Here is an 18,385-nt window from a genome sequence, read left to right on the forward strand (position 1 = left end):
TTAGCCTATGCCTGTGCGTGTAATAATTTTATAATTTGCCTCTTATCTGTTGTCTCGATCATTTTCTGTTTACGGGCTTTGTCAGTGAACAGCTTGGTTAACTGTGACAAAGCTTTTAAATGCTGTTCATTATCCCATGAAGCCAAGACAATAATGACACTGGCGGTTTTTCCTAAAATGTCGACTGGTTCTTCTAAATGCAACATACTCATCCCCGTTTTATTTACCCCATCTTCTGGACTGGCATGGGGTAAAGCAAAAAGCTCAGATATGACAATATAAGGTCCATCCTTTGAAACGTTTCTGATCATTTTCGTTATATAATTGTCCAGAATATAACCTTGCTTCAACAGTGGTTCAGCAGCTGCTTTAATTGCATCCTGCCAGTTTTCCATCTGTTTTTTCAGTACAATCCTATTTGCCGGTAAAAGCTCATACAGGTTTGGTTTCCTTGCTTCACTCTCCACTTTAAGCGGGGCATGCAAATACCTCCTCAGCTCCTGACGCAATGCTTCATCATCTTCAATGCTTGCATATCGATTAATCATATCCATCACCGTATCAACAGAATATACTTGGTGCTCAGATGAATATTCGAATAAACTGTTCACTTTTTTCAACAATTGCTCTTTGTCTTCATTATTTAAAACGGGATTGACAACAAAGACCGGAACACCTCGGTCAGGAAGCAAGATTGTCGACACAATAAAATCGACATCCAAATCCATTCCCTTATAGTCTCTCAATGAAGTTACCCCTGAGATTTCAATATTGGAAAATAAACCTTCCAATTGACTTTCCAAGAGTCGTGACGTGCCTAGCCCATTCGTACAAACGATTAATAACCTTTTACGAGACTTTTCAAGTATGACACCTTCCTTGCGCAGCCACCCACCAAAATGCATGGCAATAAAGGCAACTTCATTTTCGTGGATTGGTTGCTGAAGTAAATCTTCAAAATGGTGCATTACCTTCTTGGTAATATGGAAAACCTCAGGATAATTTTGTTTCACTAAATCCTGCAAAGCATTTTCAACTTGAATCCCATATTTAATGCGATAGTAGGCAGGTTTTAAATGCAAAAGCAGATTCTGAATCATCTGCTCAGGTTCCCGAAACTCAATTGCTGCATATAATTGAAAATCTGCAGCCATTTTCTCTACTACCTGAAGCAACGCCTTCATTTCCTGACTTTCTAATTGCGAACCCAAGTTATAATTAACCTTGGCACTAAGCAAATACTTCGCAACGTAAAATACCTCATCATTTGGGGGGGCTATATCAAACGTACGGAACGCTTGGTTGCATAATGTAATGGCACCTTTGTATTCGTCCGTCGTTTTAATTACCTCTTTTTCAATTGGATCAACTTCAACTATTTTCCCTTGCATGATTCGCTTTATAAAAAAATAAAACCAAACAACAAGATTATTCAGGACATCATCTGTAAACTCAATCTTGTATTGCCGTTCATAATCATTCAACAATTGGCGTAACCGTTTTAAGGTTTGCGCATTAAAAAGTTGGTAAGGCCGTAATGTTTGACCAGGACTAGTTGACGAAGATTCTAAACCCGATAAACGTCCATACCAGCCTTCTTCTGGGATAACCAATGATAGGTAATAAATGAGCAGGCGCCTGATATCGTTCTCATTTCCTTCAATCGTATAACCAATTTTTCGCTCCGCAAAAATACGTAGCTGGTATTCCTGCAATTCTTCTTTTAGTTTTTTTATATCGTCAAGCACTGTATTTCTGCTTACTTGAAAAAGCTCTTTCATGTCATCTAAAAAGCACGACTCATCCTGCCCAACAACATGAAGATAAATCCATGCCCTTCTCTCTAGCGGAGAAAACGCATAATGTGCAGCCTTCGAAAAAGCGTAATTCTTCACAATTTCCTTTTTCGTCGCCTCATCTATATATAAGCCTTGTGCCCTAACCTGTTGGATCTCAGGTAAATGGTGTTCTGTCAGCCAATTATTGATTTTTTCAAGATCATTGTAAATAGTACGACGTGATACATTTAAGATTACAGCCAGTTTTTGTACGGAAATATAGGAATCCTGCTGAACAAGCTGATTTAAAACTGTCATACTACGTTGATCCATATTACCCCTCCTAATTATAGTTCTGGAGTAGTATGCCCTATATTCGTATTATAGACGAGGCAAAGGTTCGTGATAAGACCAAATGAACCACACCTCATTGTGCAAAATTGTACTGAATTTAAAAAACACTCTATTGATGGAAGAAGCTCTATCTTACAACATAAAAAAATGGATAATTAGGAGTTCACCTAATTACCCAGTCCATTTTACAACGTTATTTTTTAGCTTTTTTAAATATATAGGCTCCATTCAAATCCCTTGATTAGCAATCAGTGGTTTTATCATTTTTCAAAATCATACATCCATATCCTGAGGGATGTTATAATCGTATTAAGTTGTTACATAAAAAACACTATCCACAGAGGTGAACATCATGAATATAAGCTTATCCGATAAAATGAACCATTTTCAAACGTCGATTTATAACGAACTATCCAACTACAAAAAACAAAAACTCAAGGAAGGAAAAGAAATCATCGATTTGAGTGTAGGGAGCCCGGATTTGCCACCAGCCCAGTTTGTCATCGATGAAATGACCAAAAATGTTCAGGATCCTGGCCAATACGGCTATACATTGACAGGTATAGATGCACTTCATCAGGCAATTGCAGACTATTATGGAAGGCAATATGATGTTACGGTCAGCGCAACATCTGAAACCTTGATGGTTATGGGATCTCAGGACGGGCTTGTTCATTTGCCGATGGTATTAACAAATCCCGAAGATATCATCCTGTTACCCGATCCTGGATATACAGCGTATAATACTGGTGTTTCCTTAGCTGGTGCCACACCATATAGAATGCCTTTAAAAGAGGAAAATAATTTTTTACCTGACCTGGAAGCCATCCCTGAAGAAATAAGACATAAAGCAAAACTAATGGTATTAAATTTCCCGGGAAATCCAGTTCCAGCTTTAGCAACAGAGGAATTTTTCCAGCAGGTAGTCGCATTTGCCAAAAAGTATCAGATTGCTGTGCTTCACGATTTCGCTTATTCCGAGCTATATTATGAAGATGAAAAGCCGATTAGTTTCTTATCCATCGAAGGGGCAAAAGATGTTGGGGTGGAATTTAATTCATTTTCCAAAAGCTTTAATCTGGCCGGTTGCCGAATTGGTTATATCGTTGGAAATACCACAATTGTAAATGGATTAAGCCGATTAAAATCGAATCTTGACTACGGTGTATTTCACCCGATTCAAAAAACAGCAATCCGCGCCCTGGAGAATTCAGTTGACTTCAGTGAAATGTTAAGAACGGTTTATAAAAAGCGGCGAGACATCTTGGTAGCTGGGCTAAATGATTTGGGCTGGAAAGTCGAAGCGCCAAAAGCATCCATGTTCATCTGGGCAAAAGTACCAGAGCCTTTTACGTCAACACAGTTTACTTACCGATTAATTGATGAAGCAGGTATTGTAGTTGTACCGGGAAACGCATTTGGCGAAGCTGGCGAAGGTTATGTTCGGATTGGCCTCGTCCAACCCGATGAGGTTCTTAAAAAGGTTGTTGAGAAGATTAGGGCAAGCAATATATTTTCTAATGTAAAATTCGAGTTTGCTGACAAAAATCCTCAAACCGAGTAACAGCAAGGTTTTCGTGTTTTAATCTAAATATTGTAGTTCCAATGTACAATATTAAAAAGCTTTTTGAGTCAGTCTTTATAATGTCCCTTTTTCATTTGGGACTACAAACTTTTATTTAATATAGTAAAAGCATTGTTATATCAATGATTGGAGAAAAATAATATTCACCTGCACTAAGTAGAAGCTGTTTATAATGATAAGCAGCTTTTTTTAATGTGCAATTATTTAGAGAAATCATCTACCAAACAGATTGTTGTAAGATTATAAAAGTGTTCGGTACATCGTTTCACACCCCTTCATTAATGAGTGCCATACTCATCAGGAATTGTAATTAAAAAGAACCATCTATCAATTCAACTAAATTTGAAATAGTTTTCACCTAGGTGTATGGATGTCTTTTTTTATTGATTGCAGAAAAAGTTATTAATTAGACGAAAAGCCCTACCACTAAAAAAAATGATTGTAGCAAGGTTAATCCCCCTTCTCTTCGTATAGTAACGTACTTCCTCCCTAGAATAAGAATACACAAAAGTAGTAATTTTTTATCAATTTCGTCAACTATGCATTATTTCGACAAAGATCGACACCTTTTTTAACATGACTCGATTACAATAGCATTAACATCCAATGTGCGACTGAACCAGCAAGAACTCTGTACTATTTTAATAATTAAGCGGAAAAATGTCGTTTAATAGTCACCAAACTGGCATCCATTTCCGTCTCAATTGGAGGTGAATTTAAAAACGATTAAGCGGGACTGTTCGACCTGAGCTGGTAGTAATACATTAATTGTTACTGCCCGACGACAAAAAATTAAAGGAGGAAGCAGAATGAGTGTGAAGAAAAAATTAGGGTTAAGTGTAGCTTCTGCAACGTTAGGACTGGCTTTAATTGGTGGCGGTACTTTTGCTTATTTTAGTGATCAGGAAACAACGAATAATACGTTTGCGGCAGGAACATTAGAATTATCCGTTAACGAAACAGCTCTTATTGACATTGATAATCTGAAACCTGGTGATTCTATGTTACGTGAATTTGCATTATCCAATGACGGCAGCCTGAAAATCGAGAATGTCTATTTAGATACGAATTATTCCATCACAGATAAAAATGGCGACAATAATGATGATTTCGGCAAACATATTAACGTTAACTTTTTATGGAATTGGGATCAAGAAAGCGAACCAATCTATCAAACTACTTTATATGATTTAAAAGAGATGGATCCGGATGTTGTTAAACGGGATATCTGGGATCCTTTATGGGAAAAAAAAGGCGGACTTGCTTCCGATGAGACACATGAATTCTGGGTGGAATTTGAATTTACGGATAATGCCGAAGACCAAAACATATTTCAAGGAGATGGACTTCAATTAGAGTGGACCTTTAATGCTACACAGTCAGCTGGCCAGGAAAAGTAAGGTTTGAACAGGGACACACGTTAACGATAACGAAATCACGAGGAGGATGAGGAAATTGCATATCAACCAAAAAATTCTTTATTCTACGTTAGCACTATTAACTTCCATCGGCATATTCACACAGGATTCAACCGCACATGCGGAAAAATACAAGATCCAGATGAATGAGGATTACGATACTCCTTCCTACATGATCGAAAATTGGAAAGCACCTGAAGGATTGACAAAGGAAGAAATTGTTCTTGCCTATATAGAGAACCATTATCCGAAGTTCAGCCTGTCAAAGAGCGATACAGATGTGACTTTTTCGATTAAAGAAGAAGCATCAGATGTGGACACAAAAACCTCCCATTACCGGCTTGATCAACAATATAAAGGCATTCCCGTGTATGGGGCTGATCAGACCGTAACCTTAGATGAAGGCGACAACGTTACATCTTACTTTGGACAAGTTATTCCTGATTTAAGTAACAAAGATATCGCTACAGATGTTACTGTTTCAAAAGAAAAGGCAATTACTATTTTTAAAAATAAATTGGCTGCTGAAATTGGTACGATAGAACAGTTTGACGGTGATATTCAAGTGGAGAGGTATATATATGAATATAATGATGCTTTTTACTCCACCTATCTTGTGACCGCCTCCACCACGAATCCAACCGTTGGGTATTGGCATTATTTTATTGATACGACAAATGGAAACGTTATTGATCATTTTAATGCTGCCCATGATGTAACGGCATTTGGAAAAGGGGTTTTTGGGGATAAACGAAAATTTGAAGCACAGGCATATGAAGGGAAATTCAGACTGTTTGATGCGACCCGCGGTGATGGCGTAGTAACATATGATAACACAACAGGTACAAATGTTGATGTATTAAGTATCAATAAAATGTTCAAAGATGGAGCCGCTGTAGATGCTCATGTAAACGCCGAGAAAACCTATGATTATTTCAAAGAGACATTTGGACGGGATTCTGTTGATGATAATGGACAACAATTAATTTCTGCGGTTCACGTCGGGGAGAATTGGAATAATGCATCATGGAATGGCAGGCAAATGTCTTATGGAGATGGAGACGGGGAACGTTTCTATCCGCTTGCTGGTGGATTAGATGTTGGTGCCCATGAAATGAGTCATGGGGTCGTTCAGCATACTGCAGGCTTAATCTACCGAAATGAATCTGGTGCCTTGAATGAATCATACGCTGATATTTTTGGGGCAATGGTCGATCGTGATGACTGGCTAATTGGGGAGGATATTATGGCAGATGGCTCTATTGCTCTCCGTTCCTTGGAAGATCCGTCGGTTATTGTAGATGAAAGAACGGAAAGTGGCTATTCTCCTGATCACTGGAGTAAACGATATATTGGAAATTTAGATAACGGTGGGGTCCATATCAATAGCAGCATCAACAACAAAGCTGCCTATTTGGTATCAGAAGGCGGAGAACATTACGGGATAGCAGTAAGCGGTGTGGGGCGTGAAGCAACCGAACAAATCTATTATCGTGCTCTATCATTCTATTTAACTAGAAATTCGGACTTCAGCATGATGCGACAAGCTGCCATTCAAGCAGCAACAGATTTGTATGGAAGTAATTCTGCTGAGGTACAAGCTGTTACACAAGCCTATAATGCTGTTGGAGTTTATTGATCAAGAGGCAGTGGGGAAACCTTTTCCCCCCTCACCTGCTCGGTTAATTCAAACTAGATTCATAACGTTAGGAGGATATTTATGCGAAAAAAGATTTTGAAAAAGTATGTTGCCCTGTTCACCATTTTGTTGATGTTGATGACCACCGGCCCGTTAACAACCCTGGCAAAACCAAGTAACAATAGCAATTTAGAGCCGCCGACAACAGGATTTGAGGATAGCAATGGGGAACAATGGACGACTCATGAAGAGGAATTGGCATTTTTAGAGGAAGTAGCGGAAATGTCTGAGAGAGTTAGTTATTCTCAAATAGGTGAGACCGTTGAAGGCAGACCGTTGCATTTGGTTAGAGTTGGGTTTCCAGAGCCGCCTTCCGATGAGGAAATTGCTGATGGCCGTAATATATTGATTATCGGCTCACAGCATGGTAACGAGCCCGCTGGCCGGGAGATGGCCTTGAAGTTGTTACGGAACTTAGCATTCACGGATGATCCTGAATTATTGGAACAGCTTGAGGACGCGACAGTATTGTTTGTTCCAACGGCGAATCCGGATGGGCGGGTGGCAAATACTCGCCAAAATGCTGCGGGGGTTGACATTAATCGTGATCACCTTAATTTAGAACAGCCGGAGATACAAGCAATCGCCAAGGTACAAGATAAGTTCCACCCGGATATCACGATTGATGCACATGAACGCCCTAGAGATACCGGGGATCCGGATATAGAAATGCTGTGGGCTCGCAATCTTAACGTGGACGAGCAGCTTCAAGAATTGAACGTGGAAATGGTTGAAGATTACTTGATGCCCGATGTTAGGGAGGCAGGGTACACAACTGATTTGTATGGCTCTCCTGGTGGTGCTGGCGGTGGTGATGAACGGATTGCCCGCAACATGGTCGGTTTACGCCATGGATTAGGGTTGTTGATCGAAACTCCTGGGAAGGCAGAACCAACCTCTCGGGTTGCAATGCACTTAGAAACGGTCGAGTCGGCATTGCGGTTTTACCACGAACGATTTGACGATGTAGGAACAGTAGTAGCTGGAGCACCGGAACGTAAGGCCGTAGCTGGTGCGGATACATCCAATCCATTTTATTTGGATGGTGCTGATAACTGGGATCCAACTGTTGTGCTGGAAAAGCAGCCAAGCGGGTATTTATTAACAGAAGCGCAATCTGTTGAAATTAGTAAGTACGTTGAATTATTCTCGCTGGAAACCGAAGCGGTCGATGGGGACGGGGTATTTATCACCATGAACCAGCCAATGATGACTGTTGTACCGTTTTTACTAGATGAGCGGGCAACATACAATGAAGTGAATGGGCTAGCTTTGTATGACGATTCAGAAGTGGGTACGGCAGCCAATATGAAGTCATTAGTTGAGCATTACCAAGATGAAGATGCATTCACCAATGACAGCGATGTCCGAACCCTGTTAATGCATCTAACCGCTGTGGATCGTTTCGAGAAGAAGGAAGCAGCCGACAAAGTTGTCAAACACATGAACAGTTTTAATATGTTGCTGGATCATCAGAAGGATAATGATTTAATAGCTGAACCTGCATATAATGCGCTCAAGACTTACGCTGACTATTTGATTAACAAGTGGGAAGTTGCTGCTTTCGATTCTAATAACGCAATGGATCACCTCAGTTACTTAAGTGAAGATATAGGCCCAAGAGTAACGGGTACCGATGCAGAAGAACAGGCTGCGACGTATATCAAAGATGAATTTGCAAGTCTCGGATATGACGTCTCCACACAAGCATTTGCAATTCGCGGTGATCAAGAATCACAAAACGTTATCGCAGTAAAAAAACCTAAAGACGCAGAAAACACCGAAATCGTCTATGTTACAGCACATTATGATAGTGTTCCAGGTTCACCAGGGGCAAATGATAATGGTTCCGGCACCTCTACTTTACTCGAATTAGCCAGAGTTATGAAGGATGTACCTACTAACAAAGAGATCAGGTTTGTTGCCTTTGGTGCTGAAGAGATTGGTCTGGTTGGTTCAAGGTATTATGTCAGCCAGTTGTCTCAAGCTGAAAAAGATCGCAGTGTTGCAAATTTCAATTTGGATATGGTTGGAACGGATTGGGAACCAGCTTCTCAGCTTTATATTAGCCCTGTTGACGGGGAACCTAATCAAGTATGGGAATCCTCAAAAGCAGCTGCTGAAAAATTAGGTCTAGATGATGATAAGCTATTCCTTTATCCATTTGGGAGATCTGATCATGTGCCGTTTTATGAAGCGGGAATAGATTCTGCGCTGTTTATCTGGAGAGAACCAGGAACAGGTAATTTTGAACCTTATTATCATTCTCCTCAAGACACAATAGAGCATGTCAGTCCGGAAAAAATTCAAGTGGTAGGCGACTTGATTCACTCCGCTGTATCGGATCTTGCTAGTCAGCCAGCTTCTAATGATAACAGCCAGGAGGATTTGCTAGAGAAAGCGTCGTAGTTTTATAGGCATTCCCTTTGGTAGATATATTATCACAGGGAATGCCCACAAAATGAGGATAAATCAGTTTATCTTCAACTAATTAACCAGTAGTTGTAAAGATCTACATCGTTTTATACGCAATAGAGAGAACCCCTTAGCTTCTCTTGTGACACAACTTTGACTGGATTTAATATATTTTCAGCATTTTTCACTCGGTCTTCTGTTGGCGGTTCAACACCTTCAAGTGGATAAGGAAGACCAAGATTTTCCCATTTGTAGACGCCTAACTTATGATAAGGCAATACTTCAATTTTTTCCACATTATTTAATGTAACAATGAAGTCAGATAGCCGTTGTAAATATGCATCATTATCACTACCACCAGGAACTAGCACGTGGCGGATCCAAACGGGTACATTCTTTTGATCCAAATAGTTGGCCATATCAATAATCTGCTCATTCGACATACCTGTTAGTTCTTTATGTTCTACTGGGTCAATGTGTTTTAAATCTAATAATACCAAGTCAGTTAATTCCAATAGCTTATCTAAATTTTTCATAAAACGAGGAGAGCGACTAAAGCACCCCGCTGAACTATCAATGGTAGTGTGTATACCTAACTTCTTAAGCTCCGTGAATAGTTCAACTAAAAACGCAGCTTGAAGTAACGGTTCTCCCCCACTTACAGTTACCCCTCCATTAGTAGATTGGAAGAATGGAAGATAATCTTTAATGTCTTTTACTAATTCTTGTACTGACATTTCTTTTCCTTCCCCCATTTTCCACGTGTCAGGATTATGACAAAATTTACACCGTAATAAGCACCCTTGTGTAAATATGACATAACGTAAGCCGGGTCCGTCAACTGTACCACACGTTTCTATTGAATGAATTCGACCTTTCATCTTGTTCGCCCTTCTTACTTTATCTTACATACTTTCATGGAACGTACGATTGATTACATCAATTTGTTGTTCTCTTGTTAATTTAATGAAATTAACTGCATATCCAGATACACGGATTGTCAACTGTGGATATTCTTCTGGATGATCCATTGCATCAAGTAATGTTTTACGATCAAGCACGTTAACGTTTAGGTGGTGACCACGTTTTACTGTATATCCATCCAACATGCCAGCTAAGTTTGCCTTTCTAGTCTCTTCATCTTTACCTAATGCTTTTGGCACGATTGAGAATGTGTTGGAAATACCATCCATTGCATATTCATAAGGCATTTTAGCAACTGAACTTAAAGAAGCTAGAGAACCGTTTTTGTCGCGACCGTGTAATGGGTTAGCACCAGGTGCAAATGGCTCGCCTGCTTTACGTCCGTCTGGTGTATTACCAGTTTTCTTACCATACACAACGTTAGAAGTGATTGTAAGAATAGACTGCGTATGAACAGAGTTACGATATGTGTGATGTTTTTTAATTTTGTTCATAAATGTTTTCACTAGCTCTACTGCGATTTCATCTACACGATCATCATTGTTGCCGTATTTAGGGAAATCTCCTTCAATTTCGTAATCAACTACAAGACCATCTTCATCACGAATTGTTCTCACATTTGCATATTTAATTGCACTTAGTGAGTCAGTAACAACGGAAAGTCCAGCAACACCACATGCCATTGTACGCAATACTTCACGATCATGTAGTGCCATCTCAATACGTTCATAGCTATATTTATCATGCATGTAGTGAATAATGTTCAGTGCATTCACATATAGTCCTGATAACCAATCTAAGATGGTATCGTATTTTTTCCTTACTTCATCATAGTCTAGATATTCAGAAGTGATTGGAGCATAGTTTGGAGCTACTTGCATTTTTAGTTTTTCATCTACTCCACCGTTAATTGCATAAAGCAGCGCTTTTGCAAGGTTTGCACGTGCACCAAAGAACTGCATTTGTTTACCAATTCGCATAGCAGATACACAGCATGCAATACCATAGTCATCACCATAATGTTCACGCATTACATCGTCATTTTCGTATTGAATCGAACTTGTTTTGATGGACATGTTAGCACAATATTTTTTGTAGTTATCAGGTAATTTAGTAGACCATAATACCGTTAAGTTTGGTTCCGGCGCTGGTCCTAAATTATCTAAGGTGTGCAAGAAACGATAAGAGTTCTTTGTAACAAGCGGACGGCCATCTTCAGCAATCCCTGCTAGTGCTTCTGTTACCCAAGTCGGGTCTCCACTAAATAATTCATTATATTCAGGTGTTCTTGCAAATTTCACAAGACGTAATTTCATTACAAAGTGGTCAACTAGTTCTTGTGCTTCTTCTTCTGTCATGACACCCTTTTCAATATCTATTTCTACATAGATATCTAAGAAAGTTGACACACGACCAAGACTCATTGCTGCACCATTTTGTTCTTTAATCGCTGCTAAATACCCAAAGTATAACCATTGGAAAGCTTCTTGTGCAGTTGTTGCTGGTTTTGAAATATCAAATCCATAAGCTTCACCAAGTTGTTTTAACTCTTGTAGTGCACGAATTTGCTCTGAAGTTTCTTCACGGTCACAGATAATATCATCTGTCATTGTTCCGTTACCAATTAAGCTAAGTTCTTTTTTCTTCTCTGCGATTAACCGATCAACACCATATAGTGCAACACGACGATAGTCACCAATGATACGCCCTCGTCCATATGCATCAGGTAAACCAGTTATAATACCAGCTTTTCTTGCTGCTTTGATTTCAGGTGTGTATACATCGAATACACCTTGGTTATGTGTTTTACGGTGATTGGTAAATGTTTTAACGACTTCATCATCAATTTTGTATCCATACGATTCTGCAGCATTCACTGCCATACGAATACCACCAAAAGGTTGTAATGAACGTTTGAATGGTTCATCTGTTTGTACACCAACTACTTTTTCTTGATCTTTATCCAAGTAACCTGCACCATGAGAAGTAATGGTAGAGACAATCTTCGTATCTAAGTCATAAACCCCACGATTTTCACGTTCTTTTTTTGTTAATTCCATTACTTTGTCCCATAATGCTTTCGTGGCATCAGTTGGACCTGCTAAAAATTCTTCGTTTCCTTCATATAACGTAAAATTCTTTAATATAAAATCTCGAACATCAATTTCTTTTTGCCATCTGCCCTCACTGAAGCCATCCCAAGGATTTCTTTGTGTAACCTTTTCTGCTACTTTCATTTCCTTTACCTCCCTCTATAAATTTAGGTTTTCTTAAAATATCGCTGTTTTTCTCCAATTTCCTTCTATTAATGTTGAAGTATTTTGATAAAATCAGGAATATACTACCGTCAAGGGATAATTTTGGAATTCAACAATCTGTTTTAATAAACCTAGCGATTGCTTTTCCAAAAACTGGGTGGTTTGTTTCCTATGATCGCACCTTGGATCTCCACTTTAAACACGGTGGTGGACCCTCCCATATCTCTCGGCGTCATTGCGCGTAAATTCCTTCGTTCAACCTTACCATGTGTGGATGCCGGAAATGCTCCTTTGGCGGGTCAATGCCCTAATGGAAATAATAACGACCGGCTTCTTCGTGCTTCAATTGTAATAGGTATAAAACTAGATACTAAACAACGTTATTTCTGTGTTAAGCTACTCCTGTAAATCCCTTAATTGGGGAATATCCTTTATCATACGTTTTTCGTCGAATGTACAGTTCCGTGTGCCAATGACATACAGTATTTTGATCAGCTTTCGGCTTAAAGCCACAAGAGATTGTTTCCCTGTCAGTGGGTTATTTGGTCGACTTCTATAATAATGGTGCAATTGTTTAAATGCTTCGTTATGAATCGATAAGGGGCGTGAGACTTGGTATAATAGAGATCTTAACCGACGGCGACCGCGTTTTGTAATCGTCGTCTGTCCTTTGAATAATCCAGATTCATTCAGCCTGAGATTGAGTCCCGCTAATTTAATGATTTGGCGTGGATCTCGATAATTGGATAAGTCTCCTACCTCGGCAAAGAAACCCGCAACTGTGATCGAACTAACCCCTTTTATTCCCATCATTTGACGAGCCCCCGGAACGTGATGAACAAAATCTTCAAGTAGTGCTTCATGAGCTTGGATACGTTCCTGTATAGCTTGATACTGATCGATTAAATAACGAAGTTCCTGACGCGCCATCCCCAAACCAACCGATAAGCCTACACTTGTTTCAGCTGCGCGCTTAAGTTCCTGGATGCGTTTAACTCCCACACCACGCTTGGCTGCCTGTTTTACTTCTGCCATTAGTTCCTCTTCGGAACTTGCTTGGATGTCTTCTGGAAGATAGCCTTTCTTCAGAAAGTGAAGGGCAGCTTTCCCGGTCCAATCTTTAAAAACCGTTAGAAACTCTGGGAAATAGCGATCCAATGCATTGTGTACCTGTGCTTTGATGGATGCCACATCTTCCTGCATCATGTCATGCAGCTTGATTCCTTCACGAAGTTCAGCGTAAATGCTTTCTGGTAATATCGGTTCATGATATCGACCAGCCCGAATGACTTGTGCAATGACTTTCGAATCTTTTGTGTCGTTTTTGGTTGGTGAATCATCGTCCAGTTCCTTTGTGCGTTTCACCTTCATTGGGTTAACGACTACGGCATGTAGCCCTTGGGCTTTTAAATAATAGGCTAGATTTAGCCAGTAATGGCCTGTTGGCTCCATTCCTAAAATAAGTTTGTGTCGATTAGTTTCGTCTAAGAGATGATGGGCCCATTCAAGCAATTGTTTATAGCCTGAGAAACTATTCGCAAACACCAACCGTTTCGCTAAATCACGACCACGGTCATCAATCGCACGAGCAACGTGTTTACGCTTTGCGACATCAATACCGATGATGATTGTTTTTTCTGTTATTTGCCCCAAGCGTTCATTTTGTGTAAAATCCATTGTAGAGTCCTCCTTAGGTACTTAATTCGAGGTCATCGCGATGACACTCTCTATCGTACCAAGGGGGCTCTTTTTTTGTACAACCGATTCTACAATGATTTCCCCTCAAATTTCTTCATTACAGGAATGGCTCCTTATTGATTATATTTGTGCATAATCGCACAAATACTTTGCTTAACTATATTATATACATACACTAACGCGAAATAAAAGTGAAGAACATCACAATTTCAAGTTGTTATAGTGAAAGTTCCTAAAATGTTCAAATTTTATCACAGTAAAGTATTTGTATGGAAAAGAATCTGTATACATTATTGGTGCTATAACAGTGTTAGCGCTGTATCAATAATTATATATTTTATCTTGTTCCATCATATTATCAAGATTTTGTTTATTTAAGCAGGTAAACGGAGCAAATGAGAACCGTCCCATATGTGAAATATTTCACAAATACGTCACAGACACTTCATTTTGTAAGCGTTAGCAGGTGTTATGATGAAGTTAGAAAAAGCGAAGGGGTGATAAAACATGATTTTAAATCAGTGGAAAGATTTTAGCACAGATGCTGAATCTTACACGCAAGAAAGCTTTGAACAACAAATCGGTGATGCATTTGAAGCCATGCGTTTGGATGAGAACCAAGACATACCAAATTATATTTGGACAAAACATTATGTTGTGGTAATCAAGCCAAACACGCACGTCATTAAAGATGTATCTTTTGTCAAAGTACCCCGTAACCCGTCAGCATTGCAGTAAACAACTTTTTCCGGGGAAACATGCTCATTTATTCACATAATAATTAGGAGGTATTTAAATGGTTACAAAAGTGGAAAAGAAGCAAGAAGCACCTGTTGCAGAGAGCATTGATAAATTGGTCAAAAATGCACAAGAAGCATTAACAGAAATGAGACAACTAAATCAAGAACAAATTGACAACATCATTAAGGAAATGGCATTAGCCGGATTAGACCAACATATGCAACTTGCGAAATTAGCAGTTGAAGAAACTGGACGCGGTGTTTATGAAGATAAAATCATCAAAAATATCTTTGCAACCGAATATGTTTATCACAATGTGAAGTATGACAAAACAATTGGTGTTATTAGTGAGAATGAGCTTGAAGGTATGGTAGAAATCGCTGAACCAATCGGTGTTATTGCTGGGGTAACGCCAGTAACTAACCCAACTTCAACAACATTATTTAAATCCATTATTTCTATTAAAACAGGAAATCCTATCATCTTTGCTTTCCATCCATCTGCACAAAAATGTAGTTCCACTGCAGCAAAGGTTGTGTATGATGCGGCAGTTAAGGCAGGTGCACCGAAAAATTGTATTCAGTGGATTGAGAAGCCATCTATCGAAGGAACACAAACATTAATGAAGCATGATGGCGTAGCAACTATTCTAGCAACTGGTGGTCCTGGAATGGTGAAATCAGCATACAGCTCTGGTAAACCAGCTTTAGGTGTAGGTGCTGGTAACGTTCCTTGCTATATCGAAAAATCAGTTAACGTAAAACGTGCTGTGAATGATGTTATTTTATCAAAAACGTTTGACAATGGGATGATTTGTGCATCTGAGCAAGCGATTATTGTGGATAAAGAAATCTACGATCAAGTAAAACAAGAAATGATAGATAACAAGGTTTACTTCTTAAGCCCAGCTGAAAAAGCAAAAGTAGAGAAGCTTGTTATTAACGAAAATACATGCGCTGTTAACCCTGCAATTGTTGGGATGAAACCAGTGAAAATCGCTGAAATGGCTGGTGTCAAAGTACCTGAAGATACAAAAATTCTTGTAGCTGAATTAACAGGAGTTGGACCAGATCATCCACTTTCTCGTGAAAAATTGAGCCCGGTACTTGCTGCTTATAAAGTCAACAGTAACGAAGAAGGTATTAAACGTGCGGAAGAGATGCTCGAATTCGGTGGGTTAGGACACTCGGCAGTTATCCACTCTGAAAATCAAGAAGTAATTGACGCGTTTGGTACAAAAATGAAAGCAGGGCGTGTAATTGTAAATGCTCCTTCTTCTCAAGGTGCAATTGGTGACATCTACAATGCTTATATACCATCTCTAACACTTGGGTGTGGTTCATATGGTGGTAACTCCGTATCAACAAACGTAGGTACAATGCATCTAATTAATGTGAAAAAAATGTCGAGAAGGAATGTTAATATGCAATGGTTTAAAGTTCCACCAAAAATATATTTTGAAAAGAACTCCGTAAAATATTTAGCAAAAATGCCTAAGATCTCTAAAGCATTTATCGTAACAGATCCAATGATGGTTAAATTAGGGTATGTTGACAAAGTACTTTATTACTTACGCAAACGCCCAGATTATGTACACTGTGAAATCTTTTCAGATGTAGAACCAGATCCATCAAAAGACACCGTGATGCGCGGTACTGCTGCAATGAATGATTTCCAACCAGATGTGATTATTGCCATTGGGGGTGGATCAGCGATGGATGCTGCTAAAGGAATGTGGTTATTCTATGAACATCCAGAAACAGACTTTAACGGTTTAAAGCAAAAATTCTTAGATATCCGTAAACGTGTATACAAATATCCAGAGTTAGGTCAACGCGCACAATTTGTTGCCATTCCTACTACTTCTGGTACTGGATCTGAAGTTACCTCTTTCTCTGTTATTACAGATAAAGAAAACAACTTGAAATATCCACTAGCAGATTATGAGTTAACACCAGACGTAGCAATTATCGATCCGCAATTTGTGATGACTGTTCCTAAAACAGTAACAGCAGATACGGGCATGGATGTTTTAACACATGCGATCGAGGCTTACGTTTCTAACATGGCAAACGACTACACAGATGGGCTTGCAATTAAAGCAATCCAGCTTGTCTTTGATTATTTACCACAAGCGTATCGTGATGGCAGTAATGCATTAGCAAGAGAAAAGATGCATAATGCTTCTACCATTGCCGGGATGGCATTTGCCAATGCTTTCCTAGGTATTAACCATAGTCTTGCACACAAATTAGGGGCAGAATTTCACATTGCACACGGTCGTGCCAATGCTATTCTATTGCCACACGTTATACGCTATAACGCGAAGAAACCAACGAAATTTGTGTCATTTCCTAAATACGAGCACTTCATTGCAGACAAACGTTATGCTGAAATTGCAAAAGTATTAGGGTTACCTGCAAGCACAACAGAACAAGGTGTGGAAAGCTTAGTTCAAGCTATCTATAAATTAGCAAAAGAATTAAACATTCCAATGAGTATCGCAGAAAACGGCGTAGATAAAAAAGATTTCGAAGCAAAAGTAGATTACCTTGCAGATCGTGCATTCGAAGATCAATGTACTACAGCAAACCCTAAATTACCACTTGTTACGGAGTTAGCTGAAGTATATCGCAACGCCTATAAAGGATAGTTCCTCCCCCAAAAGTTAATATAGAGAAAGAACGGTATAGCTAATTGAACTGTACCGTTCTCTTTTATATTAATTCTTTTAAAACTACAGGGTCTGCCTGTGTGCAAAAGATAAGAAATACCTAGACGACCCCCGACTTTATACCCATGAACGATCTTTGAGTGTTATTATGTATAAAGCATAAAAAGGTACAAGTGTTGTAGTTAATGGATCACCGAAAACAACTGCGGGTGAACTTCACTAAGTGACTTCATTCCATTCCCATGCTACTGAGCTGAATATTCGGAGAAGCCTGTCCAAACTTATTCATGATTGATGGGTCTAGTTTGTTGAATTTCATGCGGGGAATTCTCTATCCCTTGATTAATTTTATTATCAAACAAGTGACATCAGAAGTACAAAGCTATTGTAAAAAAAGTGTGTGCATATGCAATAAAAAATATTGTTAGTTCTTATATAGATTATCCCCAAACCGATTCCCAACATTAAAAATTGAACCAGAATTGCAATATTTCCATCAACAGAAACTCCGTGCGAAAACGTAAAGATTAACGATGATATTATGACGGCTGCTAATTTTACTTTGACTTGCCAGTTATTATTGATGAAGATAAATCGATAGATAAATTCTTCATATAGCTGAGAGGTTAGTAGAAATAAATCATGAAGTTCTTTATTATACAATTTCTTATCTACATTATAAAGTTGTGGGATATTATGTATGTGTCAAGTTTTTCTCGACGTTGCTTTCATACCAATATTCCAGGCATCATCATTTTGTACACTTTGTTCGGCTACCGCGCTGTCGCTTGCTGGCCCTGATGTTGTGGTAACGTTCTACAACCCAAGAACGTAACCCCAA

11 protein-coding genes are annotated in these 18,385 nt (G+C 39.0%); 6 read left to right on the forward strand and 5 right to left on the reverse strand.

Annotated features, from left to right (window positions below; translation table 11 throughout):
* Nucleotides 1-5 precede the first annotated feature (5 nt).
* Nucleotides 6-2,111 (reverse strand): BglG family transcription antiterminator, encoded by a 2,106-nt coding sequence (locus tag IEX12_RS10990; RefSeq protein ID WP_188725152.1) that lies wholly within the window; start codon nt 2,109-2,111, stop codon nt 6-8.
* 373 nt (nt 2,112-2,484) lie between these two features.
* Between IEX12_RS10990 and IEX12_RS10995 the strand changes: the two genes are divergently transcribed.
* From IEX12_RS10995 to IEX12_RS23835, 4 genes are all read left to right on the forward strand, one after another.
* Nucleotides 2,485-3,696 carry an LL-diaminopimelate aminotransferase gene (locus IEX12_RS10995; RefSeq protein WP_188725153.1) on the forward strand — a complete coding sequence of 404 codons (1,212 nt, stop codon included), beginning with the start codon at nt 2,485-2,487 and terminating at the stop codon, nt 3,694-3,696.
* A gap of 830 nt (nt 3,697-4,526) precedes the next feature.
* Complete coding sequence (locus IEX12_RS11000) at nt 4,527-5,117, forward strand: CalY family protein (protein WP_155555523.1); 591 nt, start codon at nt 4,527-4,529, stop codon at nt 5,115-5,117.
* Nucleotides 5,118-5,178: 61 nt separating this feature from the next.
* A complete protein-coding gene (locus tag IEX12_RS11005) occupies nt 5,179-6,774 on the forward strand; it encodes a M4 family metallopeptidase (RefSeq protein WP_308777656.1) in 1,596 nt (531 codons plus the stop codon).
* A gap of 81 nt (nt 6,775-6,855) precedes the next feature.
* Nucleotides 6,856-9,243 carry a M28 family peptidase gene (locus IEX12_RS23835; protein WP_286171086.1) on the forward strand — a complete coding sequence of 796 codons (2,388 nt, stop codon included), beginning with the start codon at nt 6,856-6,858 and terminating at the stop codon, nt 9,241-9,243.
* A gap of 113 nt (nt 9,244-9,356) precedes the next feature.
* Here IEX12_RS23835 and pflA read toward each other — a convergent pair whose 3' ends face one another.
* From pflA to IEX12_RS11025, 3 genes are all read right to left on the reverse strand, one after another.
* Nucleotides 9,357-10,130, reverse strand: a complete 774-nt coding sequence (gene pflA / locus IEX12_RS11015; RefSeq protein WP_188725155.1) for a pyruvate formate-lyase-activating protein — start codon at nt 10,128-10,130, stop codon at nt 9,357-9,359.
* Nucleotides 10,131-10,154: 24 nt separating this feature from the next.
* Nucleotides 10,155-12,410 (reverse strand): formate C-acetyltransferase, encoded by a 2,256-nt coding sequence (gene pflB, locus IEX12_RS11020; protein ID WP_188725156.1) that lies wholly within the window; start codon nt 12,408-12,410, stop codon nt 10,155-10,157.
* A gap of 417 nt (nt 12,411-12,827) precedes the next feature.
* Nucleotides 12,828-14,108, reverse strand: a complete 1,281-nt coding sequence (locus tag IEX12_RS11025) for an IS110 family RNA-guided transposase (RefSeq protein WP_188725157.1) — start codon at nt 14,106-14,108, stop codon at nt 12,828-12,830.
* 528 nt (nt 14,109-14,636) lie between these two features.
* Here IEX12_RS11025 and IEX12_RS11030 point away from each other — a divergent pair.
* Nucleotides 14,637-14,867, forward strand: a complete 231-nt coding sequence (locus tag IEX12_RS11030; protein ID WP_155555648.1) for a hypothetical protein — start codon at nt 14,637-14,639, stop codon at nt 14,865-14,867.
* A 58-nt stretch (nt 14,868-14,925) separates the two neighbouring features.
* Nucleotides 14,926-17,523 (forward strand): bifunctional acetaldehyde-CoA/alcohol dehydrogenase, encoded by a 2,598-nt coding sequence (adhE, locus tag IEX12_RS11035; protein WP_155555647.1) that lies wholly within the window; start codon nt 14,926-14,928, stop codon nt 17,521-17,523.
* Between the two features lie 375 nt (nt 17,524-17,898).
* Here the strand turns inward: adhE and IEX12_RS23840 are convergent, their stop codons facing one another.
* Nucleotides 17,899-18,207 (reverse strand): CPBP family intramembrane glutamic endopeptidase, encoded by a 309-nt coding sequence (locus tag IEX12_RS23840; RefSeq protein WP_188725158.1) that lies wholly within the window; start codon nt 18,205-18,207, stop codon nt 17,899-17,901.
* Nucleotides 18,208-18,385: the final 178 nt, after the last annotated feature.

The organism is Lentibacillus populi, assembly GCA_014642895.1.
Classification (GTDB): domain Bacteria; phylum Bacillota; class Bacilli; order Bacillales; family Amphibacillaceae; genus Lentibacillus_C; species Lentibacillus_C populi.